Source organism: Mogibacterium diversum, assembly GCF_002998925.1.
GTDB lineage: Bacteria > Bacillota > Clostridia > Peptostreptococcales > Anaerovoracaceae > Mogibacterium > Mogibacterium diversum.
Genome location: NZ_CP027228.1, coordinates 1,581,212 through 1,607,183, shown reverse-complemented (window position 1 = coordinate 1,607,183; position 25,972 = coordinate 1,581,212). Strand labels below are relative to the sequence as shown.

Genomic DNA, 25,972 nt, shown 5'->3' with positions numbered 1-25,972 from the left:
TTAGTCAAAACGCATGACCTATAAAAAGCTAGCAAATTGTGATAAACAACCCTTATTTTTAAATTATTTCACATTAATTCCACACTTGCCATCAATAAGCAAGTTATCTATATAAATTTATCTGAACCGTATTCGTAAGTGTATCCTTTGCCTTTGCACACGAACTTAAAGCCTGTAGCACGATTATCTACAGCCTTAACTGCTTGAAAATCCTTAAGTTCAGCTTCATTTACGCCAAGACTCTCTGCTATATCTTTGAGGATAGACGAGCGCGTATCTCTAACATACGATTCATCAAACTCCCGAAGTTCATCAAGAGTATCGAATTCAAAAATATAATCAGCATCATATTTTTTTAATTTCATCTTAAGCTCTTGTATGTGTTCGATATATATGTCTTCCCAGAGTTTATCGACAATATCCGGAGCATTGTAGCTCTGCTCAAGAATTTCTGTGAAGCGCTTGCTGAATTTTTCATCCCAGAACACATGACCTAGCATGTACCACGCGTCATTTCCACCAATCTTGACTTCAGTTATGTAGCCATCTTGATTGGTTTCCATGCACCATTCTTTCGTATAACCATCTGCATATATCCCACTGTAAAATGCGCCCTCTTCTGCATCATTAAACGGATTTTCTGCAAAATAGTTGTCTGCAGAACATATATAAGAATTGCTGAGCACATCTCTAACCACGTGAATACTCGAGTGGTTGTTGCGAGTCGCATACTCGCTATTGTGCACAAGCTTCACACCAAATTTCTCTACAAGGTATGAGAACTGTTCACTTTTGTAACCAGTAACTACATATATATCTTTGACTCCAGCCTCTCTAAGCTGCCTTATCTGTCGCTCGATTAGCACCTCACCCTTAACTTCGATTAGAGCTTTATGTCTCTCATATGAAAGAGGTGCGAATCTGCTAGATGCACCTGCAGCTAGTATAACCGCATTATCTACCTTAATCATTTTCTGAATCCTCATGTCTCGCACTTCCCTCAGCTTCTTCTTGTGTACGGCCTCTAGGAGTGTATCCTCTTAAGCCTTTCATGAATTCCCCCGCATCCTTTAGGAAGCTAACAGCGATAAGCGTAATCACCGCCGCGATAGGAAAGGCCGCAATTATGCTGACCGACTGAATATTGCTCATAGAGCTTTCAGAGAAAAGCAGCGCAATTGGTAGGACAATCAATAACAAGCACCACATCAGCTGAATCATTCGGTTTGGAGCCTCTCCATCCTTGAGCCTCCTGTAGCTATAGCAGGAAGCGATGTAAGCGATGGAATCGAACGAAGTCGCATAGAATGCAACCATTGTCAGTATCAGTACAATCAGAACCATCGTCGAGCAAGGAAGTGTCCTCACGATATTAATAATGAGTCCATACATATCACCGTTCTCTGTGTACGATTTTATTAGAGGAATGCCGTCGACTAGCTCTTTGCCAAGCGAGTAATTCCCAAGAATTATAAAGCTTATAATCGTCGAACCTGCTCCAAATCCATATCCTCCAACGATGGTCTGTCTTACGGTTCTACCACGTGAAATCGTGCCTATGAAGAATGGAGCTGCGACACACCAAACCATCCAGTATGCCCAGTAATAAATTGTGTAATTCTGCGGGAATAGCGTCTTTCTCTCTGGGTCCGTAAATGTAGATAACTCGATAAAGTGCTGAAGCATTCTGCCTATGGACTCTATACCAGTATCGATAATATATCCTGTCTTACCCCCGACGAATAGCACGTAAGCGAGTAGTCCAAAGAACAGGTAAATGCATATTTTTGCAAGGATGCTGATGCCCTTGAAACCATGCAAAAGCGAGTATGTGTAAATCGCACATGTTATCAGCAGAATTATTATTGAAAGCGTGATGCGGCTAAGCTCTACGTGGAATACGATTTTAATAATGCTAGCCATAAGCGGTGTGGCAACGCTGAATGTTGTAGCTGTTCCGGCAAGCAGTGCAAATACCGCAAGTAGGTCTATAAGCCTGCCTAGAATTCCATCCGTGTGTTTGCCTAGCACAGGTCTGCAGGCCTCTGAGAATTTCTGCTTATCTCTGTTTCTAACATGAAGCATGAAACCAAAGGAAACCGCTAGCACAAGGTAAAACGCCCATGGTATGAGGCTCCAGTGAAACAGCGGAAATACCCCCGCCCACTCCTGAATTGAGCCAAGACTTTTTACATGTGGATCTGTTGCATAGAGCACCCATTCGGCAAATGAATAAAACAGTATGTCTGCAGCAAGTCCGCATGTGAACATCATAGCACCCCAGGTGAAGAAACTGTATTTTGGTTTTTCATCCTGCCCACCTAGGACGATATCCCCATATTTCGAAAATGCCATGTAAATAGAAATTGAGAGTATTAGAACTCCGATGATTAAATAGTATGACCCAAATCTATCTCCGAGGACATATCGAATGCTCGTCAGCACGGATTTAGATTTGTTTGGAAAAGCAAAGAAAAGCACACTCATACAACATATTATCGCTAGTGGCACTAGTGTGATCACCCAATCAATTTGCTTGCGTGTAGCTGGAACGCTTTTTTTATCATTCATATCGGCATTTTCCTTTCTTTATACTGTAAAAATTACAGAGATTCTATCAATTCTGATGCGTATTTGTAGTATTCCTTGGCATATCTATATTGTTTTAGGGAATATTCCCCGAATTCTACTCCAAGCTGTCTCTTATACTCACACCAATTTGACCATAGTAGCCCACAAATTGAGATATATGCATATATCTTCGCTCTATTCTCGTTATTGCATGCCCCATCAAAGTAGATATTATTTAATTTGTCAATTTCATCCTTCGAATACATGCTGTATAAAGAAAACATCGCCAAATCTACGTGAGGATCCTGCATTCCAGCATATTCCCAGTCGATAATTCGAATGTCATCCTTTCCGCCTCCATGATTACAGAACAAGAAGTTATCTGGAACCGCATCGATATGCGCTAGGCACCTATGAGGATTTAACGAATCAACAAATTGCTTGAGTTTATAGATCTTCTGTTTTGTCTTCGTATAATCTCTGTAGATCGATTTATTTTCACCCCAAAGCTTTTCATATAATTCGATTTCACCAAATATATCGAAGTCGTGCTCAACTTTTAAGTCCAAACTATGGAACTTCCTTAGAACTTTCATACACTTTGCGACTTCTTCCCAATCTTCTGGGTCGCAATTTCGCGTATTTTCGAGGAATTTCGTCACTTTATACCCATTTTTTACATCGAAGTAGATGATATCATCGCTAATCCCCTTATCTTTTATAGCTTCATATACCTGGTATTCGTGTTCCCTATTGATTAGCCGTTCGGTGCCTTCTCCAGGGATTCTCATGATATACTTTTCGCCCTTACACCTGAACAGGAATGATCTATTTGTCATCCCTTTCTTAAGCACCTCTATGTTCGTAATTTCACTAGTGTCGACGTCAAACACTTTAGCTAGTATATCTATTGCGTCAGACTGAAGGCTCTCCGAACCAGAGTCGAAAGTGCAGAGTTGGTCATACGTATTGATTCCCACAGCGAAATTTTCGGGTACTTTCTTGGCAAGCAGCATCATCTTGCGAGGTCTCGATTCTGTGTATAGCGCATCTTCCCAGTAACAATCATCTTGATCACTAAATTTCGCAATCCTTATTCTCACCTCATCTGCATCTATATTGCTTATATATGCAACCCCCATCATCTTGAGCTTCTTATTCGTAGAATTCCCGATGTCTATGAGCTCTTTATTTCTGTTCAGCTTAACCCTGCTATGCGCATTCTTACTCTCAGCTACCATATACCATGAGTATGGTTCGCACTCTGCAAATGGGTTCTCTCTAAACCAGATATCTGACGGAATCACATATGTATTGCCGAGCTGAGCGCTTGCAAGCTTAAGCGAGTGGAGGTTTTCCTTGCTTGCATAATCTCTGTTAGTAATCAGGTTTACACCATACTCATCTATGAGATATTCGAAGCTCTCTTTCATGAATCCAACCACGACATCAATCTTGGTGATTCCAGCCTCATGCAGTTGCCTTATTAAACGTTCTATCAGAACTTCCCCATGAACCTTTAGCATGGCTTTCGGATAGACGGTGTTAATCGGAACCATTCTCATGCCAAATCCAGCCGCTAATATAACCGCATTTTGCGGCTTAGTCCCCTTAAGCAGTTCCTTCGCCTCGTCTGTAAGTGTATTCTCAGCACTTATATACCCGAGCTCTCTGAGCTTAACAATCGCACCGTTCACACTGCCGAGCGATGCGCCGTTCATCTCGGCTATTTCTCTCTGAGTCGCACCCTCCTGACTATTCAAGGTCTTTAGAACATCTAGTTCAATAATAGATAGTTTAGTATTCATATCGCGTCCCATTACTTATCATGAATTAATTTTATAATAACTTACTTTGTTCGATATATACAATATCACTATTTTCATGAACATGCAATATTTGTATTTAATGAACACAATTTAAGACGCCGTTTACCTCGCTTCGTTTCCAATGCACAAAAAATACTAGGCTGCACATATTGCTTCTGCCTAGTATTTATGTTCGCTATAAGCTTGCCGTTACCCGACTCGCTGCATTGATGTTTTTGATATAAGCATTATCTTGGGCTAAAGATATTTCTGATATTCTTTGAACGCCTGGTCCTAATTGCAACAACGCCGTTATTCGTATTTCCCTCAAGTGTTGTGAATGTACCATCTGCATTTCTAGAAATGAGGAAGCCAATGTGATCTCTATTTCCGCGTCCACTGTTATTTCCCTCTCCTGTCCAGCAGAAAACGATTACATCACCAGCTTTTGCATCCTTGAAGTCAACCCACTTGTAGTTGTTATGCATCCACTCCTCTGAGTAAGGCACATAAGCATTCTTCTTAAAGTTAACTCCGCATTGATACATTACATACGACACAAAGGTGTTGCACCAAGACCATGTACGATAAGCAGTGTTTCCATTATAGTACCAATCGTTGAATCTATTTCCATTCTCTCCGAGGAACTTCTTGCCGTATTCGATAACGTTGGCATTTGACCCCTCACCTATAACTGCGCCAGATGCATCTGTAAGGTACTTCTTGCCTTTAAAATAGAATGACTTCGTCATCATGACGCCATCTGCATTGAACACGTAAGTGCTTCCAGCTATCTGTTTAACCGTATCACTTACGAGAACATGGTCATTTTCAAAGTAGTACCAGGAGCCACCAATCTGCTGCCAGCCTGTAAGTGCAGCACCAGATCCATTTAAATAGTACCAATTGCCATTGACTTTCTGCCAGCCTGTCTTCATCGAGCCGTCATTAGAGCCACCGAGATAGTATAGGCTTCCCGCTATAGTCTGCAAGCCTGTCTTCATGATGCCATAACTATCGAAGTAGTACCAATATCCGCCGATTGAATTCCAGCCTGTCTTCGCAGAGCCATCTCCTGCACCATTTAAGCACATCCAGTCATTATCGACCTTCTGCCAACCTGTCTTCATCGAGCCATCACTCGCCGAACCAAGGTAGTAATTCTTACCGCTTATAGACTGTCTACCAGAATACATATATCCCGTACTATCGAAACAATACCAGGAACCACCTATCTGCTGCCAGCCTGTCTTCATAGCTCCGTCATTAGCGCCACCAAAGTAGTAGTAAAGGTCATATATTACCTGCCAGCCAGTTTTCATAGCTCCATCGCCGGAAGAACCGAAGTAGTATACTGAAGATCCTACATCTACCATTCCATATGACATTACCCCGTTAATCTGGAAGTAATACCATGACCCACCTATGTTATGCCAACCAGTCTTTACCGAACCATCGTCAGCAGAGCCTAAATAGTAATAATACCTACCAACCTTCTGCCAACCAGTTTTCATGAGCCCATCGCTTGGTCCGAAGTAATACTTCTTGCCGCTAATGTAGCAGAACCCCTTCTGCATTACACCAGAATTGCTGTAGAATCGCCATCCACCGGCTTCTCGCTTCCATGTGCCTGAAACAGATGGTGCATCTGCAATCCTGTTACTTGCCGCCGAAGCTGTAGCCCTTGTCTCGCGATTATCGTCAAGTGCCTTTGCGCTTGTTCCGCTATCGGTTGCTTGCGATGATGCATTGCTCTGATTCGCTTGTGTTCCTGTTTCACTTTGTCTAGATTCAGCAGATGTTCCGTTTGCTACAGACTCACTGTTAGACGCTACTTCAGTTGAGGCATTTCCTACGATGCAAAAACTAAAAATGAGCATTGACATACATAGGAAAGATAATGCTTTATGACACCAATGTTTATTCGAGTCAGCTAAATTCTTAGCTTTTCTTGACATTTATCGCCCTCCTTTACGCAAATTGAACAAACACCGTAAATTCTCTATACTATATAATATTTTTCTTACTAAATCAAGCTACGCGCTGCTTCACCCCTTATGTTCTACATTTTCGCAAATCACAAAAGCAGGACTTTTGCCCTGCTCTAAAGTTTAAATTTTTCATGTTATTATCTCTCGAGTGCACTCGTAGAATCGGCTCTGACGAAGGCATCACCTATACTTCTTTCCCTCTTCAGTCAGCACATAGCGAGTAGCTCTTCCTGCGCCCTGCGCCTTAAGGTATCCACCATCTACGATTCGGCCGAGCAGCTTGCTTGACTGCGAGGGAGTGAGCTTGCAAAGGTCTATCACATCCTTGCGCCTTATCCCGTCAAACGCCCTCGCATACTGTAGTATCAGCTGCATGCTTCGGCTGTAATTCTTCCCCCGAGGCTTTGCCGGTCTGAGTCCATCTATCTCAAAGCTGCTGAGCCACGGCTTCTCTTCATATCTAATCCCTATATTCCCAACCTTGACAACTTTTCGCCTCGGATAATAGACCTTGCCGAGTTCACTTTCTTCCACACGGTATCCCCGCTCGATGTAATAATTTGCATCCTTACCCTTGTCAGCAAAACCTACTGACATCTCCATCTTAGGAGGCGCGCATCAGCTCGTAAATTTTATAACATCGATGATAATGTCCGAGAAGCCCATATTATTGATATATTTTACGGCATTTTCGTTTAAATAAATCATTTCGATTCCTTTTCTCTCGTTTCTTGTATTCCTCGTATTATTTCTCTTACTTCTCTCATTACTTTTATCTTTCTGATTCTTAATTGCGAAAAGCAAAGACATATAAGATATCAAATCTGCTATTTAATTATAGATATTATAGAAATATCTCCTTATTAATTCAATATTCGAAGCAAGCATAACAATTATTCTTTGATTAGTTAGAGCAGTAGTGGTATTTCTTTTATCGCTTCCGATTGTCTTGATGCTATCTTGCTAATGAAACACAAAAGCAGGACTTTCGTCCTGCTCCTGCATATACTCTATTATGTCGGTTTAGTATATGTTATGTTATGTCGGTTTCCCTAAGTGTACACTTGCGGGTTGATCCTTATACACTTGTAAGGTATGTCGCTATGCTTGATTTACTTATACAGTCAAGCTGCTCAGTTTACTTAATTGCCTCAAAAGCTACATCTAGCGCTGCCTTCAGATCCTCAACATCCTCGATTCCGATGGATAATCTGATTGTTGAAGGTGTGATGCCCTGTGCGTATAGCTCTTCCTCGCTCAGCTGCGAATGAGTTGTACTCGCTGGGTGAATTACAAGCGACTTTACGTCAGCTACATTTGCAAGGTCTGAGAAGATAGGCAGATTGTCGATGAACTTCTTCGCATCATCTCTACCACCCTTTAGGTCGAAAGTGAAAATCGAACCTGCGCCCTTAGGGAAGTACTTCTTATAAATCTCATGTGATGGCTCACTAGGTAGCGATGGATGATGAACTCTCTCAACCTGTGGGTGCTTGTCGAGGTACTCTACTATCTCAAGAGCATTGCTTACATGGCGCTCAACTCTGAGAGAAAGTGTCTCAATTCCCTGAAGTAGAAGGAAGGCATCAAAGGCTGAAAGTGACGCACCACCGTCTCTAAGCAGTATAGCTCTGCAGTATACCGCAAATGCAGCAGGACCAACAGCTTCATAGAAGTTTAGTCCGTGATATGATGGATTTGGCTCAGCAATCCATGGGTATTTACCAGATGCACTCCAGTCAAATTTTCCACCATCTACGATTAATCCACCGATTGTTGAACCGTGACCACCAAAGAACTTAGTAGCTGAGTGGATAACCACATCTGCGCCGTGCTCAAATGGCTTAATCAAGTATGGTGGTGTAAATGTTGAGTCAACGATTAGCGGAAGCCCATGTCTATGTGCGATTTCTGCGATTCGTTCAATATCTGTAACGTTGGAGTTTGGATTCCCAACTACTTCGATATATAGAGCCTTGGTATTGTCCTGAATCGCTGCTTCCCAGCCCTCATAATCATCTGACTCAACGAATGTTGTCGTTACTCCCGAAACTAGCGGAAGGGTATTTGCAAACAAGTTGTATGAACCGCCATAAAGCGTTCTTACCGCCACGATATGCTCACCGTGCTGCGCTACTGCCTGAATTGCATATACGATTGCAGCCGTTCCAGAAGCAACCGCTAGCGCTGCCGATCCACCTTCAAGTGCTGCGACTCTTGCTTCGAGTACATCGTTAGTAGGATTCCCGAGTCTCGAATAAATGGAACCAGCTTCCCTTAGAGCAAATCTTGCCTCTGCTGAATCCGCACTGTCGAATGCGTATGAAGCCGACTGATAGATAGGCACGCATCTTGCGCCAGTAGCTGGATCCGCATGCTCCTGTCCTGCCTGTACCTGTTTAGTGTTAAATCCCCAATTTTTTGAATCTCTAATATCGCTCATCTGTATATCCCCTTTCTGTGTTTCATTTTAATTTTATGTTATCTGTGGCCTCCCTGTGAGCCGCATCTGTTTTGCTATGGTTGAATTATATGGTATAGATATGCATCTGTCTAATTCAAAAAAATAAGAGTGAGTTATAGGATAAAACTATAACTCACTCTTGTGAATATATTACATATTCTCGCCTTACTTTATATTGAGCTTAGCTCAGATATGCTTTCATCTCTTTTATGTATAGCTCCGCCATCTTGCTCAAGATGGAATTCTTCTTCATTATATACCCGATTTGCATAGCTCCTTCAGTATCCACGCGTTCGTCTTTAATTGGCACCATGTTGCAGTCGTCACCATTAAGCTCCTCACAGATGATGCCCGAGCACACTGTGTAACCGAATAATCCTTGCATCAGATTGAGCATAGTCGCTCTATCGTTTACCTTAATCATATGATGATGATTGATATCTGCGAAAAGCTCCTCCGCAAAATAAAGAGTCGAATTATCTCCTTGATCAAACGTCATGTTCGGATAATCCGCAAGGTCATCGAAGCTCACGCTCTTGCGATTTGCCAGCGGATGATTTTTCCAAACGTAAGCATATGCGTTGCAGTCAATTAGCGGCACAAACTCAAGCCCATTCTGTCTAAGTACCTTGGAGATAGCCTGACGATTGAAATCACTCAGGTAGATGATACCAAGTTCGCTTTTTAGCGACACGACATCGTCGATTACCTCTTGTGTCTTGGTCTCCCGGATAGCGAAATCGTACTCATTCATGTCGAATTTCTTTACCATCTCCACAAAAGCCTTTATCGCAAATGAGTAATGCTGCGTTGAAACCCCGAACTTCGTTTTAAGCCCTCCCTCATCCGAGTACTTGCCCATCAGCGATTCGTACTGGCTATATAGATGTCTGGCATTCTGCAGGAACTCTGCACCATCGTTAGTCACAGTGACACCTCTACCAGTTCTGCGGAAAATGGTCACGCCAAGCTCCGACTCAACCTCTCGCAAAGAACTGGTAAGCGATGGCTGGGTCATGTAGAGCTTCTCCGCCGCTTTATTGAGCGAACCCTCGTCAGCTATTGTAATAATATAAAGTAGTTGGTTTAACGTCATGTACCGAGCCTCTTTCGATGAATCTTAAGCCTTATTGATTAACTTAGCCGAAGAAACGCTTAATCTCTATCTCTGCATTCTCTAGGGAATCAGATCCATGAATCAAGTTCTCGCTAGTGCTGTGTGCAAAATCGCCACGAATAGTCCCAGCTGTAGCTTCTTCGAACTTAGTCACGCCCATGATAATTCTCATTCCCTGGACTGCATTCTCGCCTTCAACAATCATTCCGAGGACTGGGCCAGATGTCATAAATGATACAATTTCTGGGAAGAAAGGCTTATCAGCGAGGTGCGCATAGTGCTCCTTTAGAATTGCCTCATCGAGATTCATCATCTTCGCATCAACAATCTTGTAGCCCTTTCTCTCAATTCTTGAAATGACCTCCCCCATAAGGCCTCTCTTAACGCAGTCTGGCTTAAGCATAATGTATGTCTTTTCAATACCCATAGTTCTTCTCCTTTTAAATACTTTATTTGAATTCTCTTAAATACTCTTCTATAGTTTATACCATATCCATATGGTCATTTCACGTAGTTTCCCGACTTCCCGTTCACATTTTATCATGGATTTTGTGCTTATTGATATATACGATACACCAACACAATAGCAAACCATTACAGAATCGTCATAATCGAATGTTAGTATAATGGTGCAAAAGGAATTAAGTGCATAAAACATTTTCTTTTGATTGTTCTTTCTTAATTAAATAATTTCGTAGTAGAAATGAACCGCTGACGCCAAGCAGCGGTTCATTTTGTTTTTGATTTAATTTCTCTCAATCCGTTTCATGCTGTTGACATGGTTGCTATCTACATGTAAAGTCTTTGATGATAATAAAAGGAGAAAGATAATGAAAGACACTAATTCCAGCTTTTCTAGCTACATTTTTAGTAAGCAGTTCCTGCGAAATGCACTAACTGTCATATTGGGAAACTTCATTTATGCTATCGGTGTTGCATTCTTCATACTCCCGACTGGCCTTATCACCGGCGGAACTACGGGTATTGCGATTATAATGAATCACCATTTTGGCATAACCATTTCTCTGTTCGTCGGAATGTTCAACGCAGTCATGTTTGTCATAGGTTTTGGGCTGCTCGGCAAAGAGTTCGCACTCACCACGATGATAAGCACATTCGCATTCCCGACTATCCTCGGATTTTTGCAGAAGCTCGTAGGTAGCTTCGTCCTTACAAATGACATGTTTCTCGCGTCATTATTCGGCGGTCTGTGCATAGGAACTTCACTCGCGCTGATTATTAGAATTGGTGCTAGCACTGGCGGTATGGATATTCCTCCGCTCGTTCTCAATAAATATTTTAAAGTGCCTGTTTCCGTCAGCCTATATGTATTTGACTTTATAATCTTGATTGGACAGATGATGTTCTCTCCAAAGCGCACCAGCTTGTACGGAATCGTGCTCGTGCTTGTGTATACAATTACTCTCGATAGACTCCTCGCTATAGGAGCAGCTAAGACTAAACTTGAGATTGTAACTAAGGCTTCTGAAGAGATTACAAATGCTATTCTTCACGACATTGACCGAAGCGCTACACTGCTTCACGGTAAGACCGGTTACCTAGGAAGAGAGACTGATATCGTGATGACTATTATATCCTCGAGAGAGCTATACAAGGTCGAAAAGCTCGTTCATGACCTCGACCCGGATGCCTTTATCATCCTTAGCAAGGTTGGCAGTGTTCACGGCAGAGGCTTCAGCCGTGAGAAGAGATATCTAGAGCAGAAATAGATAAATTTGAATTTAAAGCATATGAAAAGCGGCTAAGGTTTTTAACACCTTAGCCGCTTTCCGTTTGGTTAGAACTATTGCCCTATTCTTTTATTTTTTGTGCTTACTAGGCTTTTTGTTCTCTTTTGAAGCCTTAACTTCACCACTCTTGAAGATTAATCTGCTCTCACCAGTCATACTGCCTTCCTTGCCACCTACAAACACTTCGTGCTTTGAAGCTGCTATTGTCGCTTCTAGTCTGCTAGTTATTTTTCCTATATCTGCTTTACTGAGAGTACTTATAAATTTCTGGATACCTTGCTCATTAAGCTGAGTCATGCCTGATGCTAGCTGTGTTGCTCCCGAATCGAGCTTATTTGAGCCCGCATCCAGCTTTGTGATTCCGTTATTCAGTTGCTCAAGACCCGATACTAGCTTGCTACTTCCTGCTGCAGCAGCATCTACACCTGCGGTGTACTGCTTAACACCAGCGATAAACATCTCTAGCGAATCCAGCTGTTCCTTGAGCGACTTTAGCTTTGCAGGAACATCTTTGCCCACAGCAATTGCTGATAGCTTTTTTACATTATCGCTTGCACCTTGACTAGCAATCTCGTACTCCTTAGCTGATGTTAGCAGCTTAGTTGCATTAGTCTGCTGTGCCTGAAGTGTCGCTAGATTTGTACTGCCTCCCGTCAGCCCCATCTCTACAGATGTTAGCATTACTGCTTGCTGACCTGTTCCTGAAGCGAGCTGCTCATCTGAGTATCCGGCAGCCTTTAGAGCTGTTACCGCAGTGCTCTTATACTGATTTATATATCCTGCTGCCTTCTGCGCTTCCTTAGCAGTTACCCCTGCCTGCTGTATATATTGCACAACCTCTGCTGCAGTAGCTTCGGATTTTCCATCTGCCATCATCTTGTTATATGCTAGGGAAATGATGTTGTTCTGTGTGCTTGCATCAGATACACCTGCTGCAGATAAAGCTGCTCTCATCTTCCCCTCTGCCTTTGCCATAGCTCCATCGGAGATTCCTGCAAGCACCTTCGCATACGTCGAAGGAGACAGAACTATTGTATCGTCACCTAACTGATCTTGTAGCTGGGTTGTGGCATTTGCAAAGATCTGTTTCTCAACCTGCGCAGCACCATTTCTAAGAGATGCGCTATTTGCAGTTAGCTGCTGTAAGCCACTGTTTAGTGAAGTCGCTCCACTGAGCACCTCGCTGCTTCCAGACTTAAGACTCTTAGTTCCACTAGCTAATTCATCTGCACCTGCCTTAAGATCCTTGCTTCCCTGCTCTAGCTTGTCAGATGCCTGTCCTAGCTTCTTAAGTGAGCTCTCCAGCTTAGCAGCTTTTCCTTTTACACTGCTTAGATTTCTGTCAAAATCATTTGCAATTCCTGACATCGCAGCTGTATATGTTCCATCTATTTCGAATTTCTCAGTGTATGCATTTATAACGACACTATTAGGAATATCCAATTTAGAACGGCTTATTCCAAGGTTCTCATTCATCTCTGGAAAAGCAATGCCCATAACAACTGTCTTGTTGCCGTCATCTATCGCTTTACCATTCGATACCGTTATATCACTGAAGTTATCATCATTAAGAACTAGCCCGCTCGCAACTGTATATGGGTGCTTAATCAGCTTTCCATCTACGATATCTGACTGGTTTACGGTATAGTCAAATCTGATGGTCACGTTACCTGCCTTACCAGCGATATCCTTTGCTGACATCTTCTTGCCATTCAGATAGTAAGTGATTTTGACATTGACAGGTAATCCTGTGGTTGGAGTGCCCTTATATTTAATCGACTTACCCTTAGCATTCCACACGATATTATTGCCATTCTTCGAAAACTTCTCATGACCTGAGGTATTCTCGATATTCTTCAGTGTCGAGTAATCGCTGATAGTGTCATACTTGCCATTGTTTGCAAGCTGTTCAGTAACTACAGATTCGAGCACATTGCCGTCTGCATCCATCGAAGTATAGGTTGTCTCGTTCTTATCTTTTTGGGAAATATTTCCCCTACCAAGGCTAGGATATGATGTCTCCACGGCTTTCTCGGTACTGGTTGACTTAGTCACATCTACAGGTCTCTTGTTAGCTGCTCCTACAGTAACAGGATTTATCATATACATAGTTCCGACTGTCAAGCAAAGAGCAAGTGTAGCTACCCCGTTCTTAACATTCTTATGATTTTTCATTCTTTTCATCTCAACGCCTCCTATATTGCGCTACCCTTAGCGTGTGTACCCTTGTTCTGCCTATGTTCATATACATCTCTTAGTCCGCCTGTAGTGTGGCAAATCAAGTTGTCGAATGCCATCAGGAATGAAGGCAGTATGAGGATTACTGTTAACATACTTATAATCGCTCCACGTGCCATCATCGTGCAGAGGGTGCTAATGATGCCTATATTTGAGTATATTGCCACTCCGATTGTCGCTGTAAAGAACCCGAGTGCGCTCACGATAATCGATGGTATGGAAGCTGCTGCAGCTGTGCTGACCGCATCGCGCTTATCAAGCCCCAGCATTCTTTCAGTCTTATACCTTGTCGACATCAATATCGCATAATCAACCGTCGAACCAAGCTGAATAGTACTTATGCAGACTGGAACTATGAATGGAAGCTCAAGACCTGTGAAGCCCGAAATCCCCATATTGACGTATATCGCAAATTCTATCGCTATTACGAGTATGAACGGTAACGATACGGACTTTAGAACAGCTAGTATTATCAGGAATACGAGCCCTATAGATATCCAATTTACGACTTTAAAATCCTTATCTGTCAGTTTTATTAAGTCCTTAGTTGCCGGAGCCTCTCCGATTACAGTCGCTGATTTATCGTATTTATGAGTAATCGCTTTTACATTATCTATTTGTCTATTACAAGCGTTTGTCGAAACCTTATACTTCGAATTTATTACTATCATCTGATGTTTATCTGACATCAGGCCACTTTTAATCGAAGACGGAATCATGCTCCTAGGGATTGAAGTCCCTACAATCGAATCTATGCCTAACACGCTTTCAACGCCATCAACCTTCTTAATCTCGTCGCTCATCTCCTTGCCTTTTAATGCAGAAAGCTTCGAGTCAGCCATCACGATATAAGAAGTATTTATCCCAAAATCCTCACTTAGCTTGTTATTAGCCGTCAAGAACTGCATCTTCTCTGCCGGCAAACTGTTTTGTCCACTAGATAGCATCTTGGTGAAGTCATACACGATATTCTGATGATTGTATCCATAGATTGCAGGTCCAATTAGCACGCAGAATATCGCGATATAGATTCCATATCTGCCGGTTAGTCCGTGTGCCACCTTCGTCATATCTGGTATTAGTGATCTGTGTCTCGTCTTCTGCACAAGCTTATTAAATTTAAGTAAAAGGACAGGCAGTATAGTTACACTTGCTATTACTCCAAATACAACACCTTTTGCCATAACGATTCCGAGATCACGGCCCATCGTGTACGTCATGAAACAAAGTGCTAGGAACCCTGCAATTGTTGTAGCCGAGCTTCCAGTTACAGAAACGAGTGTAGCATCGATGGCCTCCGCCATAGCGTCATCTTCCTTGAGACCTGAGTCGAGTTTCTCCATATAGCTATGCCACAGGAATATGGAGTAGTCCATGGTTACACCAAGCTGCAGAACTGCAGCTATTGCCTTGGTTATATAAGAAATCTCACCGAGGAATATATTAGAGCCCATGTTATATAAAATAGCCATGCCAATGCTCACCATGAATAATACCGGTGCTATATATGAATCGAGGAGCAGCATCATTGCGAGTAGCGATAGCAAAACAGCTACTGTAACATACTTGACCTCTTCCTGTTCGCAAATATTCTTTAGATCTTCTACCAGAGGTGATAAGCCAGATATATATGCGTGCTTATCACTGACTTTCCTCATCTGTTCAACAGCCTTGAGCGTCTTATCGTCGGACGTCGAGTTGCTGAAGAATACGACCATCATGCTCGCATCTTTATTTGATAAATTCTGCGCCACCTGGTCTGGTAGCATAGACTTCGGAACTGTTGGATCTAGCACATCTTCGAGATTTAAAACCTCTTCGACTCCATCGATTCTGCTGTAGTCTGCTTTTAACTGAGTGACATCATCACTCTTCATGTTTTCAAGCACGACTATCGAGAATCCGCCTTTGCCAAATTCCTTCATTAAAACATTCTGACCTTTCATCGTATCCATAGTAGATGGAAGGTATGTAAGCATGTCGTAGTTTATCCTCGTCACCTTATATCCTATAAGTGATGGTATGAGCAGTAGCAAAGATACAATGAAAATTATGTGTCTGTGCTTTACGACTTTAGCCCCTAGATTCATCGGTTTTCCCTCCTTGCGTATTTGACGGAAATCAATATATCATCTTTCTGACCAATAGTCAACTTTTAATTTAATTAAAAGTTATTTAAAGTTTTTAGACTTAATAAAACAGTTATTTATCAAGGTCTATTAGTATTATATGAGTAGAATTACTGAATAATTAACATATTGACTATAAGTCATTTATTGCTGTATCATTGTAAAAATCTACACTGCATGTTATATATAATTTAGTGAATAAAATTTTGGAGGAGCATCTATGACTAAAAGAGTGCTTAATAAAGAGAAAAAACGCACCGATATTCTGGACGCGGCATATGAACTATTTACGACACTTGGATTTGCAAGGACGACTATACTAGGCATCGCATTAAAGGCAGGCGTCGGAAAAGGCACGTTCTATCTATATTTTGATAGCAAAGAAGATGTTAGAGATGTGTTAATCGCAAGAAAGTCATCTGAACTGCTCCTAAGTGCAGTTGAATCATTAGAAAGGCATATAGAGGAAACAGGCGATGTAATGAATCTCGCTGACAAAGTCTTATATGCTACTGATTGCTTGATAACCAAGCTCTCAAAGGATATAGCGCTGCTACAGTTTATATCCAAGCACCTGAGCTGGGGGCTACTGAGCGGATCGAAGAGCATTAAACATGAGGATGATGAAGTGCTCGACTTCAAGACTTTTTTTATGGATATTATCGAAAAAGAGCAGATTCCAATTGATAATCCTGAACTCATGATATTTACGATTGTTGAGCTAATTAATTCAACATGCCACAATGTTATTCTCATGGGCGAGCCTGTAACTTACAGTGACTACAAGCCTTATTTATTTAGAACCATAAGGCTGATAATTGAGGATGCGATTAATGGTTAGATAACAGTTGATGATGGTATGGCAGCTGGAATTTAAGATGTAGACAGAGATACGTTGTAGATAAAAATGAATATCAAAATAAAAAACACCCCTGAAAAATATAAAAGCATGGCAGATGAAATAATACTACCATTAGTTGAACTATTGCAGGAACTCAATTCACTTGAAGAAGAAGTTTTTAAGAGAAATAGTGAGCTAAATGCTGAAAAATTAAGATTGAATATTCCTGCCAACCAAAATCATCCGAAATGGATTGGGCTTATGGCAGAATATGAAAGTCGCTATGAAGAAATTTTGAAAGGAAAGGCTAGTTCGAATCTCATATCAAAAGGATATGCGAATCATTACAGCAATCCCAGCGAGTATTTTTATGCGAATAGCAAAGATTACTCATTGGAATTTACTATGCAACAATCAGATATGGCGATTATTATTATCCACTTTAGCGGAGCTACTGACATGAAGCACAAATTTATCGTTAGGCAGATAAACAAAAGATGGGTAGTAGACGAAAAATATTATGGTTTTGCAGATGAAGCAATCTGGTACTCGGATAGTATATAAACATATTTATAAGCAGAAAGAGCTGGCGGCTAGAGCTGCCAGCTCTTTATATAGTGTGGGTTACAGTACTATGTGCTTACTTACATTTTATCGATAATGAAATTAACGCAACTAATGGCAATGACCCTTGCTTGACTGCAATCATCCAATCAATGATAGCCCTTTATGTACTATGATAAATAAAATAGACAAAAAACAGAAAAAGGACGCTTACGCATCCCTTTCCTGTAGTGTGTGTGTATTCAATAAAAGAAGGAAAGTTTGTATTAGAATAACAAACCTCATTGAACAATTAGAAGTATAGCATCTATTAAAACACCTTGTGTGAAGGTTATGTGAAATGTTTACTATAATTTATGTTTCATTTAGAGCTTATTTTCTAAAAACCAATGATTTTAAGCCTTTTACGCATATTTTCTGCACAAAATATTATTTTTTGCTGCAAAGTATTTTTGCAGATACAGCATTTGCCTCTTCTGACAGCTTTTCTGATTCCTTTTTCCAGCTATCTGCGAGCTCGCGATCAGGAATATATGGCACATTCGCCGACACATTGAATTCTGCTGCCTGAACGCCTGCATTTAGATTGAGAGCAGCTACGTACAGATCGCTTACCAGCTGCTTGTTGGATCTGTCAATCAGACTATCTGCGAGTCTGAGCGCGCAGGTGCCCGCTCTCATGACTTTGAGCGGGGCTTCGGCTGCGCCGACCGAGGCGATGGCAATCGCCTCACTGCGCGCTGCCTTCTCCTCATCAGTTTCCTTTGGCATTCCATATGCACTAGCAACCTGCCCAAATGCTTTCTTATCTTCATCTACTCCAGCCATCAGCTGATCTAGATATCCCTTTGCTTCCTCTATCGCTGCTACATTGAGTTCCTCAAATTCAGCGTATTTCTTCTTGCCAACAGTTAGGTTTGCAACCATCATAATTAACGCTGCGCCTTGCGCTGCAGTTAAAGCCGCAACTGCACCACCACCTGGAGTTGGTGCTCCCGAGCTAAGCGCATCAACGTAATCATTTATTTTTTCATCTATCAACTTATTTGCCATATTCCCTCCGCATTCCTCACTTAATTTTATAATTCAAAGCTTTAGTAACTATAAAAGCCTTTATTCACTAGCTTTTACATATATACATTATAAAATTGTACGAATAAATACACAATGAGCAAGTAAAATTTTTATATGCCGCGTAACGAATGTTACGAATATTTGCAGGTTAGATGGATATAATCAACTTAGGCGGAGTAATTCGCACCATTGCATAACAGAAATTTACATATAGGAGGTAACGAAATGAAAGAGCCTATGAAAAACATATCCAAGTCTGAAGTTTTAACACTTAAGAACGAAGTTAATTATCAGGATGGTCAGGTGGTAAGCAAGACGCTCGCACAGAACGATGCTGTTAGTGTTACGCTATTCGCTTTTGATAAAGACGAAGAAATCAGCACACACGAATCCGGCGGAGATGCATTTGTAACTTGCCTTGACGGAGTAGGCCGCCTCACTATTGACGGAATTCCTCACGAGCTTCATGAAGGAGAATCGATTGTAATGCCTGCTGGTCATCCACATGCGGTATATGGTCAGGAGCGTTTCAAGATGCTACTCGTGGTGGTATTCTAGAGCCCTAATAGGACTTACCAGGAATCCCTTGATTCAGTACACACTAACTATGGATAGTGGTAATACAAAATTACATATGTTTATAAAATCCTCTTTACTGGATATCAGTACGGAGGATTTTATTTTAATTTAAATCTGCTGTTAAAGAAAACTCTATCTCCAATAAGCAAGATAAAGGATAGAGTTCTTTAACTAAATTCTTTGATATGACTCTTATAAATGAAAAGACTATTAAATCACTAAAATATTTTGCAGGGTCAAACCTTTCCTGCATTTTATTACGAAATGTAGAGATTATCTCTTTGCTCGAGTACTTCTCATACTCTATATCGGATAATTTTCGAAATTCTAATATCCATGAATCCCTTACATTAACTGGGACATCAAAATCTAAACATAATAAGTTAAGGGATTTTGGATTTATTTGAGTATCACCAATTTCTGTTGCTAATTCAGCTAATCCTTCTTTTAATAATTGTAATTTATCCTCTAGTTCTAATTCACACATGATAATCCTCCTTGCTTAAATATAAGCTATGTTATATATGGGCTTATATCAACCTACTAACAGATTCCTTATTCGATTTAGTCTATCATCATTAAGGCAAAATATCTTCTATATAAAACCCCGCTCATACGAGCGGGGTTTTCGTTCATTATTATTCGATCTCAGAATCGAAAGGCATTAGAGCTACCACACGAGCTCTCTTAATAGCAGATGTAACTGCTCTCTGGTGCATAGCGCATGTACCAGTAACTCTTCTAGGAAGAATCTTACCTCTCTCTGTAGTGTACTTCTTTAGAGTCTCTACATCTTTGTAATCGATCTTCTTTTCCTTATCTGCGCAGAACTGGCATACTTTTCTTCTTCTCATGCCACCGCGTCTCTTATTGTTCTCCATTAGACTTGTGCTCCTTTCTCAAGATGTTTAGAACGGGATATCCTCTTCAGTTGCCTCAAATGAATCAGGCATCGAAGGCTCCATCGGCGAGCTAAAGCTATCGTTAAATGCACTAGGCTCACTCTCGGATCTGCGACTATATCCAGAATCGTTTCCGCCGTTACCACCGCCGAGGAACTCGACGTTGTTAGCGATTACGTCTGTAGTGTATACAGTCTGTCCTTCTCTGTTCTTGTAGCTTCCCGTCTGAATTCTACCGTTGATTGCTACCTGACGACCCTTGCTCAGATATCTGTCACAGTTCTCAGCCTGCTTACCGAAAACAGTGATTCTGATAAAATCAGCCTGTCTGTCACGACCCTGCGTTCCAGGTCTATCAACTGCAATGCTGAAGTGCGTAACAGCTGTCTGGTTGTTAGGTGTGTAAGTAAGCTCTGGGTCTCTGGTCAATCTTCCAATCAGTATTACACTGTTCATCGCTTACCTCCCGACTTAGTTCTCGTCCTGGCAAACAATAATGTGTCTCATAACCGCATCAGAAATCTTGAGTCTTCTGTCAAGCTCCTTAGGTAGCTCAGTGCTAGCCTTGAAAGGAACAACTACGTAGAATCCTTCTTTCTTCTTGTTGATCTGATAAGCAAGCTTCTTGTTGCCCCATACATCAGCTTCGCCAGCCTCACCATCTTCATTGATGATGTTCTTAACGTTCTCGATTGTGGAGTTCTTCACTTCCTCATCTAGAGTTGGGTCAAGAATGAACATTACTTCGTAATCTCTCATGTTTTCACCTCCTATGGCCTACGGCACCTTTCGGTGCAGGATTTGGCTTGCGTATTCAAGCCATACCGTTTAATTATACTGATTTATCGTAGAAATTCAAGGTTTAGAAGCTATTTCCTTGTACCTCTTCAAAAACCAGTTCGCCTCGCTGTGCTATTAAGGCACACGAAGCACCATATCTTGTAGCAGCATTTGTAATTTCGTCTGCATCTATATGCAATTAATTTAAGGTCAGCTTTGATTTAATCAAAGATAGTTCCCTTGCTTTCCGCTAAACAACAGCTATATGCACTTATTATCTTCCAGTAGCCGCCAATCTGCCTATCTGCGTAGCGATATACCCTGCTCCATACCCGTTATCTATGTTTACCACAGAGATACCGTTCGCACATGAGTTAATCATCGTGATTAAGGCAGAAAGCCCGTGAAAATTCGCACCATAACCAACAGATGTAGGCACTGCGATTACTGGGTTTCTTACGAGTCCACCGAGCACTGTCGGTAGCGCACCTTCCATGCCCGCAACTGCAACAACGGCATCGGCGCTGCGTATGATATCAACTTTTGACAGAAGTCTGTGGATACCACTCACGCCTATATCGTATACGCGAATCACCTCAGCGCCAAAATATTCTGCAGTTTGCGCTGCCTCCTCTGCAACCGATATGTCGGCAGTGCCTGCGCTGCAGACGGCAACAACACCACCAGCGCCAGTCCTCTTGTAGCCGCCAGCAGGCTCCACCTTCAAAATCCGCGAGACAGGATCATACACCGCTTCAGGAACAGCTGCCTTAACGAGCGCTGCCTGCTCCTGACTCGCCCGAGTCCCGAAGGCACAGCCGTCATTTGCGACCATCTTCTGATATATCGAAACGAGGTAATCATCTGGCTTACCAGCGCAGAATATTACCTCCGGAAAGCCGGATCTCTGCTCGCGCTGAGTATCTAGCTTCGCGAATCCCATCTCATCATAACTGCTACTTTTTATAAGCGTTTCAGCTTCGGCCATATCTAGCTCGCCGCCCTTATATTTATCTAATATCTCTGCTATTTTCATCTATCTATACCTGCCATGTATTTTTAGTTTTATGTCGAGGATTTTTAGTGAGATTTTATGATTGGCGGATTTCTCATACTATTTGTCCACATCCGCTATCATAAGTTTATTGCTCAAGTGCTTTATAGCACCTCATTCATACTGCCCACTCTATACCCGAGTAGATCCATGGTTACATATGTGAATCCTATTTCCTTGAACTTTGCTACAATTTCCTCTCTGAGAGAAAGGAGCCTCGCCAGCTCATCTGGTGTAACCTCTATGCGCGCGAGGTTTTCCCCGTGCATGCGAACACGCATTTGAATGAATCCATAATCTTCCAGAATCCGTTCTGCTCTCTCAACCATGCCTAGCTTCTCGAGTGTAATTGTCTCGCCGTATGCAAACCTTGAGGCCAGACATGCTGCCGAGGGCTTATTCCACGTCCACAGACCATGCTCATGCGATAGGTTTCTGATATCCTGCTTGGTCATGCCAGCTTCTCTGAGCGGACTCTTTATATCTAGCTCCTTGAGTGCCTGTAGCCCAGGCCTGTAATCACCTAGATCATCTACGTTTGAACCATCAGCTACGTACTCTATTCCGAGTTCAGCCGCCTGTCCCTTTAGCTGCGTAAATATACCTGTCTTGCATATATAACACCTATCCGGTGGATTCTCTTTGAATCCTTCAATCTCAAGCTCATTGGTCTGCACTACAATCTGCCTGATGCCCTGCTCCTTGCAGAAATGAGCAGCTTCGCCAGTTTCCCTCTTAGGAAAAGAACCTGACTCTGCCGTAACCGCAATCATCTTATCTCCTAGCACATCATGCGCAACCTTGGCGAGATATGTAGAATCAACTCCCCCCGAGAAAGCGACTGCTAGACTACCCAGATTTTTTATATATTCCTTTAGCCGTTCTTCTTTCTGTCTCTCAGCTACGGATACTCCCATAGTTTTACCCCTTTTCTGATGTTTAACTCTTATTTTACTCTATTCGTCCATGCTCACGATTCTATCGCACACATGTTCAACCATAGGGATATCATGCGATATAAGAATCATCGTCAGCTGTCTTTTTTCGTGCAAATCTCTTAGCAGATGAACTATCTCGGCCTGTGTTGGCACATCGAGAGATGACAGTGGTTCGTCTGCGATTATGAATTCAGGTTCTGTTATAAGTGCTCTCGCAATTGCCGCCCTCTGGCGCTGTCCTCCCGACACATCGTAGGGATATCTATCCATGAGCTGTTCCTCTAGATGAACCTGATTCATAACTTCCACGACTTTCCTTCGTCTCTCTTCTCTGTTTCCTACTCTAGCAATTACAAGTGGTTCGGCGATTATTTCTTCTATAGTCATGCGTGGATTAAATGCCGATGCGGAGTCTTGAAAGATCATTTGCGCGCGAACCTCACGCCTATCTCTACTTCCACATCTTCCCCATTCTACACTTCCGCCATTAGGTATGGTGATCCCCATGATAATCCTCGCCAAGGTGGACTTCCCACAGCCCGATTGCCCTACGAGTCCAAGGATCTCACCTTTCACTACATCTAATGAATATCCTGATAGAACCTTCTTACATCCGTGCTTCTTGGTTCTGTAAATCATGTCTATATCTTTGGCAATCATTATTTTTTCAGCTGACTTCCCTTGATCCGCTATCTCACTCGAAGTGATTATCCCATCTCGATTACCAATCGTCTGACCAAAGTTTCCATGATAATGACTTCCCATTTTGCCATATTGAGAATACCTAACTAAAGCTTTAGTATACTCATGCTGTGGATTTTCAAAGATCTCTTCAGTTTCGGCAACCTCGACAAACCTTCCATCCTTCATAACTGCAATTTTAGTCGCTAACTCGCGCGCTAATCCGAGGTCATGAGTGATGAATAGGATGCCCTTTCTTCTCTCCTCAGCAAGCCTCTTCAGCACAGCTATTATTTGCTCCTGATTGTCAGGGTCTAGTGCCGTAGTCGGTTCATCTGCGATAATGAGTGCAGGGTCACATGCAAGAGCAATAGCAATCGCAACCCTCTGTCTCTGCCCGCCAGACAGCTGATGCGGGTAACAGGATAAGTATTTCTCAGCATCTTTCATGCCCATTTCTCTAAGTAATCCTACTGCCCTCTCGGCGTATTCTCGTTCTGCTTCCACAGGCTCACCATCTTCGTGTAGCTTCATAGGGGTAGTAATCTGCTCCCCAACAGTTCTTACAGGATCTAGAGAATTGAGTGGATCTTGAAACACTATCGAAGCCGCCTTGCCCCTAATTTGTTCAAGCTCCTTTTCTTCCATCTTAGTGACATCTTTCCCAGATAGGCATATGCTTCCCGATAGATGTCTCGCGTGATGTCTGTGTAGCATTAGAATTGAGAAGCAGAGCGCCGTCTTGCCTGAGCCTGACTCGCCAACGATTGCGGCGATTTCTCCTGATCTCACTGTAAGAGAAACGCCTTGAACAGCATGAACTACCCCCTGCTTCCCGTCGAAGCACATACTGAAATCCTCGATATTAAGAAGTTCTGTGTTGCTTCTATTTTCTGTCATATATTTTTATTTCTCCAATTTCCAATCTGCTACGTTCCAGAAGATTCCAACTCCGTGATGTCCTAGCATTGTGTCCTTTGTTATTCCCTTGATATCCTTTTTAACCGCATAGTCAGCATCTATGTATGCGATGAACGTGTAAGGCATCTGCTTAGTCATGGCTCTGAGAAACTCTGAGTAATATCTCTGTCTCTCAGGCTCTTTAGTCGTCGCTCTAGCTTTTGCCAGCGCTTCATCTACCGCTGGATTTGCATATCCTGTATAGTTGTCCCCAGCTTCCGATGTAAATATCTTGTACGTATGATCGTCTGCGTCAAATGGGCTACCCCATCCGATTATTGTAGCATCCTGCTTCTCCCAGTCGAGCTCTTTTCTAGCTTCGGCCTTTACTGATATCCCGTGTGCTTTTAGCTGTTCTGCACACAGCTTGGCCATATCCACGCGCACCTTGTCGTTTGCCATCGCAGTGATTGTAAACTTAAGCTCAGTACCGTTCTTCTCGTAGATACCTTTCTTATTCTTAGTCCAACCGTCCTGCTGCAATAGTTGCTCCATCTTATCTGGATTATACGCAAACTTCTCGATATCACTGCTGTTAAATTTATTTTTCTGAATTGGCGAGTATGCCACCTGGCCTTCTCCGAGAAGTGCGCTCTTAACGATAGCCTCTCTGTCTATTCCATAGCTCAATATATTTGCTAGCTCTGGATATGTCTTAAACAGCTTGCTTCCTGCAAAGTTATACGCAATCGCGCGATAATCCGCTGTGTTCATGCGATAGATATCGAAATCCTTGCTATCCTTCTTGAGGCTCTTCGCCTGCTTAGGCTCAATCTGCGCCATATCTAGATCTCCAGACTTTAGCTGCAGCAGCCTTGCGTCACTATCCTCTACAATCTTGAAAATAATCTTCTTGATGTGAGGTTTTCCTGCGTAGTAACCATCAAACTTCTCGAGGGTTATACTCTGTCCTTCATCCCAGCTAGTTAACTTATATGGACCTGCTCCTACTGGCTTCTGGTTGAACTCTGCAGTCGCGAGCTTCTTGCCCTTAAGAAGGTGCTTAGGCAGAATTCCGATAGTCATGTAGTCCGCGAATGCTACATTTTCTTTGCTCAGCTTAATAACAACTGTCTTCTTGTCTGGGCAAGTGATATTTTCAATATCCTGATAATTCGAGACGATTTCGGAATTGTTTTTCTTATCGAGGATTGCCTCTAGAGTAAACTTAACATCCTCCGAAGTAAGATCCTTTCCGTCATGGAACTTCAGTCCATCCCTTAGGTGGAATGTCCAAGTATGAGTAGCTGCATCGTACTCCCACTTCTCAGCAAGTGCAGGTACGAGCTTGTTATCCTTGTCGTGTGCCGTAAGCCCAGCGAATATCAAGGAGTTAATTTCTCCATGCTCATAGAGAGCAGGATTTATAGCTGTATAGTCATGACTTCCGTACACCAGCGTGTCCGCATCATTTTCGCTCTTCGAGCCACATGCGGAAAGTGAAATAATCATGATTAGAGTGACGGCAAGAGCCGCAATTTTTTTAAAGTGAGTTTTCATAAATGTGTGTCCTTTCAAATAAATTAATTT

Annotated in this window: 23 protein-coding genes; 4 read left to right on the top strand and 19 right to left on the bottom strand. The window is 42.2% G+C overall.

Features of this window, described 5'->3' with window-relative positions; genetic code table 11:
* Window positions 1-107 precede the first annotated feature (107 nt).
* The 8 genes from C5Q96_RS07690 to ndk form a co-directional block, all read right to left on the bottom strand.
* Complete coding sequence (locus C5Q96_RS07690; RefSeq protein ID WP_106057796.1) at window positions 108-986, bottom strand: NTP transferase domain-containing protein; 879 nt, start codon at window positions 984-986, stop codon at window positions 108-110.
* On the bottom strand, window positions 964-2,571 hold the full coding sequence (locus C5Q96_RS07685; protein ID WP_106057795.1) for a BCCT family transporter: 1,608 nt from the start codon (window positions 2,569-2,571) through the stop codon (window positions 964-966). The genes C5Q96_RS07690 and C5Q96_RS07685 overlap by 23 nt, the downstream gene beginning before the upstream one ends.
* A gap of 32 nt (window positions 2,572-2,603) precedes the next feature.
* Window positions 2,604-4,379, bottom strand: a complete 1,776-nt coding sequence (locus C5Q96_RS07680; RefSeq protein ID WP_106057794.1) for a phosphotransferase — start codon at window positions 4,377-4,379, stop codon at window positions 2,604-2,606.
* A gap of 248 nt (window positions 4,380-4,627) precedes the next feature.
* The gene (locus C5Q96_RS08835) at window positions 4,628-6,337 is read right to left on the bottom strand and encodes a CHAP domain-containing protein (RefSeq protein ID WP_106057793.1); all 1,710 of its coding nucleotides are present in this window, start codon (window positions 6,335-6,337) and stop codon (window positions 4,628-4,630) included.
* 213 nt (window positions 6,338-6,550) lie between these two features.
* Entirely contained in the window at window positions 6,551-6,967 is a 417-nt protein-coding gene (locus tag C5Q96_RS07670) for a hypothetical protein (protein ID WP_158696722.1), read from the bottom strand.
* Between the two features lie 541 nt (window positions 6,968-7,508).
* The gene (locus tag C5Q96_RS07660) at window positions 7,509-8,813 is read right to left on the bottom strand and encodes an O-acetylhomoserine aminocarboxypropyltransferase/cysteine synthase family protein (RefSeq protein ID WP_106057790.1); all 1,305 of its coding nucleotides are present in this window, start codon (window positions 8,811-8,813) and stop codon (window positions 7,509-7,511) included.
* A 202-nt stretch (window positions 8,814-9,015) separates the two neighbouring features.
* Complete coding sequence (locus C5Q96_RS07655) at window positions 9,016-9,930, bottom strand: LysR family transcriptional regulator (protein WP_106057789.1); 915 nt, start codon at window positions 9,928-9,930, stop codon at window positions 9,016-9,018.
* Between the two features lie 43 nt (window positions 9,931-9,973).
* Entirely contained in the window at window positions 9,974-10,378 is a 405-nt protein-coding gene (gene ndk / locus C5Q96_RS07650) for a nucleoside-diphosphate kinase (RefSeq protein ID WP_106057788.1), read from the bottom strand.
* A 403-nt stretch (window positions 10,379-10,781) separates the two neighbouring features.
* Here ndk and C5Q96_RS07645 point away from each other — a divergent pair, with 403 nt between their 5' ends.
* Entirely contained in the window at window positions 10,782-11,681 is a 900-nt protein-coding gene (locus tag C5Q96_RS07645) for a YitT family protein (RefSeq protein ID WP_106057787.1), read from the top strand.
* 90 nt (window positions 11,682-11,771) lie between these two features.
* Here the strand turns inward: C5Q96_RS07645 and C5Q96_RS07640 are convergent, their stop codons facing one another.
* Window positions 11,772-13,886, bottom strand: a complete 2,115-nt coding sequence (locus tag C5Q96_RS07640) for a hypothetical protein (protein WP_106057786.1) — start codon at window positions 13,884-13,886, stop codon at window positions 11,772-11,774.
* Between the two features lie 11 nt (window positions 13,887-13,897).
* A complete protein-coding gene (locus C5Q96_RS07635) occupies window positions 13,898-16,030 on the bottom strand; it encodes an efflux RND transporter permease subunit (protein ID WP_106057785.1) in 2,133 nt (710 codons plus the stop codon).
* Between the two features lie 259 nt (window positions 16,031-16,289).
* Here C5Q96_RS07635 and C5Q96_RS07630 point away from each other — a divergent pair, with 259 nt between their 5' ends.
* Complete coding sequence (locus C5Q96_RS07630; RefSeq protein ID WP_106057784.1) at window positions 16,290-16,910, top strand: TetR/AcrR family transcriptional regulator; 621 nt, start codon at window positions 16,290-16,292, stop codon at window positions 16,908-16,910.
* 66 nt (window positions 16,911-16,976) lie between these two features.
* Complete coding sequence (locus tag C5Q96_RS07625; RefSeq protein ID WP_106057783.1) at window positions 16,977-17,474, top strand: hypothetical protein; 498 nt, start codon at window positions 16,977-16,979, stop codon at window positions 17,472-17,474.
* Between the two features lie 429 nt (window positions 17,475-17,903).
* On the opposite strand, the gene C5Q96_RS07620 is transcribed toward C5Q96_RS07625, so the two are convergent.
* Window positions 17,904-18,527, bottom strand: coding sequence for a cyclodeaminase/cyclohydrolase family protein (locus tag C5Q96_RS07620; protein WP_106057782.1), 624 nt, complete (start codon window positions 18,525-18,527; stop codon window positions 17,904-17,906).
* A gap of 246 nt (window positions 18,528-18,773) precedes the next feature.
* Between C5Q96_RS07620 and C5Q96_RS07615 the strand changes: the two genes are divergently transcribed.
* Window positions 18,774-19,106 carry a cupin domain-containing protein gene (locus tag C5Q96_RS07615; RefSeq protein WP_106057781.1) on the top strand — a complete coding sequence of 111 codons (333 nt, stop codon included), beginning with the start codon at window positions 18,774-18,776 and terminating at the stop codon, window positions 19,104-19,106.
* Between the two features lie 124 nt (window positions 19,107-19,230).
* Here the strand turns inward: C5Q96_RS07615 and C5Q96_RS07610 are convergent, their stop codons facing one another.
* From C5Q96_RS07610 to C5Q96_RS07575, 8 genes are all read right to left on the bottom strand, one after another.
* Window positions 19,231-19,614: a hypothetical protein gene (locus C5Q96_RS07610; protein WP_106057780.1), complete on the bottom strand. Its 384-nt coding sequence runs from the start codon at window positions 19,612-19,614 to the stop codon at window positions 19,231-19,233.
* Window positions 19,615-19,765: 151 nt separating this feature from the next.
* On the bottom strand, window positions 19,766-20,008 hold the full coding sequence (rpsR, locus tag C5Q96_RS07605) for a 30S ribosomal protein S18 (RefSeq protein ID WP_106057779.1): 243 nt from the start codon (window positions 20,006-20,008) through the stop codon (window positions 19,766-19,768).
* A 27-nt stretch (window positions 20,009-20,035) separates the two neighbouring features.
* Window positions 20,036-20,485 carry a single-stranded DNA-binding protein gene (locus C5Q96_RS07600; protein WP_106057778.1) on the bottom strand — a complete coding sequence of 150 codons (450 nt, stop codon included), beginning with the start codon at window positions 20,483-20,485 and terminating at the stop codon, window positions 20,036-20,038.
* Window positions 20,486-20,500: 15 nt separating this feature from the next.
* A complete protein-coding gene (gene rpsF, locus C5Q96_RS07595; RefSeq protein ID WP_106057777.1) occupies window positions 20,501-20,788 on the bottom strand; it encodes a 30S ribosomal protein S6 in 288 nt (95 codons plus the stop codon).
* Between the two features lie 295 nt (window positions 20,789-21,083).
* Complete coding sequence (larB, locus tag C5Q96_RS07590) at window positions 21,084-21,845, bottom strand: nickel pincer cofactor biosynthesis protein LarB (protein ID WP_106057776.1); 762 nt, start codon at window positions 21,843-21,845, stop codon at window positions 21,084-21,086.
* Window positions 21,846-21,967: 122 nt separating this feature from the next.
* On the bottom strand, window positions 21,968-22,780 hold the full coding sequence (gene larE / locus C5Q96_RS07585; RefSeq protein WP_106057775.1) for an ATP-dependent sacrificial sulfur transferase LarE: 813 nt from the start codon (window positions 22,778-22,780) through the stop codon (window positions 21,968-21,970).
* A gap of 39 nt (window positions 22,781-22,819) precedes the next feature.
* Window positions 22,820-24,382, bottom strand: coding sequence for an ATP-binding cassette domain-containing protein (locus C5Q96_RS07580; protein ID WP_106057774.1), 1,563 nt, complete (start codon window positions 24,380-24,382; stop codon window positions 22,820-22,822).
* A 6-nt stretch (window positions 24,383-24,388) separates the two neighbouring features.
* Window positions 24,389-25,942 (bottom strand): ABC transporter substrate-binding protein, encoded by a 1,554-nt coding sequence (locus tag C5Q96_RS07575; RefSeq protein ID WP_106057773.1) that lies wholly within the window; start codon window positions 25,940-25,942, stop codon window positions 24,389-24,391.
* Window positions 25,943-25,972: the final 30 nt, after the last annotated feature.

Excerpts from the sequence above, each read along its gene's own strand:
- C5Q96_RS08835 (WP_106057793.1), bottom strand. The coding sequence starts at position 6,337 with ATGTCAAGAAAAGCTAAGAATTTAGCTGACTCGAATAAACATTGGTGT.
- rpsF (WP_106057777.1), bottom strand. The coding sequence starts at position 20,788 with ATGAGAGATTACGAAGTAATGTTCATTCTTGACCCAACTCTAGATGAG.
- C5Q96_RS07625 (WP_106057783.1), top strand. The coding sequence starts at position 16,977 with ATGAATATCAAAATAAAAAACACCCCTGAAAAATATAAAAGCATGGCA.
- C5Q96_RS07680 (WP_106057794.1), bottom strand. The coding sequence starts at position 4,379 with ATGAATACTAAACTATCTATTATTGAACTAGATGTTCTAAAGACCTTG.
- C5Q96_RS07580 (WP_106057774.1), bottom strand. The coding sequence starts at position 24,382 with ATGACAGAAAATAGAAGCAACACAGAACTTCTTAATATCGAGGATTTC.
- C5Q96_RS07645 (WP_106057787.1), top strand. The coding sequence starts at position 10,782 with ATGAAAGACACTAATTCCAGCTTTTCTAGCTACATTTTTAGTAAGCAG.
- C5Q96_RS07630 (WP_106057784.1), top strand. The coding sequence starts at position 16,290 with ATGACTAAAAGAGTGCTTAATAAAGAGAAAAAACGCACCGATATTCTG.
- C5Q96_RS07600 (WP_106057778.1), bottom strand. The coding sequence starts at position 20,485 with ATGAACAGTGTAATACTGATTGGAAGATTGACCAGAGACCCAGAGCTT.
- ndk (WP_106057788.1), bottom strand. The coding sequence starts at position 10,378 with ATGGGTATTGAAAAGACATACATTATGCTTAAGCCAGACTGCGTTAAG.
- C5Q96_RS07690 (WP_106057796.1), bottom strand. The coding sequence starts at position 986 with ATGAGGATTCAGAAAATGATTAAGGTAGATAATGCGGTTATACTAGCT.
- C5Q96_RS07615 (WP_106057781.1), top strand. The coding sequence starts at position 18,774 with ATGAAAGAGCCTATGAAAAACATATCCAAGTCTGAAGTTTTAACACTT.
- C5Q96_RS07685 (WP_106057795.1), bottom strand. The coding sequence starts at position 2,571 with ATGAATGATAAAAAAAGCGTTCCAGCTACACGCAAGCAAATTGATTGG.
- C5Q96_RS07640 (WP_106057786.1), bottom strand. The coding sequence starts at position 13,886 with ATGAAAAGAATGAAAAATCATAAGAATGTTAAGAACGGGGTAGCTACA.
- C5Q96_RS07655 (WP_106057789.1), bottom strand. The coding sequence starts at position 9,930 with ATGACGTTAAACCAACTACTTTATATTATTACAATAGCTGACGAGGGT.
- larE (WP_106057775.1), bottom strand. The coding sequence starts at position 22,780 with ATGGGAGTATCCGTAGCTGAGAGACAGAAAGAAGAACGGCTAAAGGAA.
- C5Q96_RS07620 (WP_106057782.1), bottom strand. The coding sequence starts at position 18,527 with ATGGCAAATAAGTTGATAGATGAAAAAATAAATGATTACGTTGATGCG.
- C5Q96_RS07660 (WP_106057790.1), bottom strand. The coding sequence starts at position 8,813 with ATGAGCGATATTAGAGATTCAAAAAATTGGGGATTTAACACTAAACAG.
- C5Q96_RS07670 (WP_158696722.1), bottom strand. The coding sequence starts at position 6,967 with ATGTCAGTAGGTTTTGCTGACAAGGGTAAGGATGCAAATTATTACATC.
- C5Q96_RS07575 (WP_106057773.1), bottom strand. The coding sequence starts at position 25,942 with ATGAAAACTCACTTTAAAAAAATTGCGGCTCTTGCCGTCACTCTAATC.
- larB (WP_106057776.1), bottom strand. The coding sequence starts at position 21,845 with ATGAAAATAGCAGAGATATTAGATAAATATAAGGGCGGCGAGCTAGAT.
- C5Q96_RS07610 (WP_106057780.1), bottom strand. The coding sequence starts at position 19,614 with ATGTGTGAATTAGAACTAGAGGATAAATTACAATTATTAAAAGAAGGA.
- rpsR (WP_106057779.1), bottom strand. The coding sequence starts at position 20,008 with ATGGAGAACAATAAGAGACGCGGTGGCATGAGAAGAAGAAAAGTATGC.
- C5Q96_RS07635 (WP_106057785.1), bottom strand. The coding sequence starts at position 16,030 with ATGAATCTAGGGGCTAAAGTCGTAAAGCACAGACACATAATTTTCATT.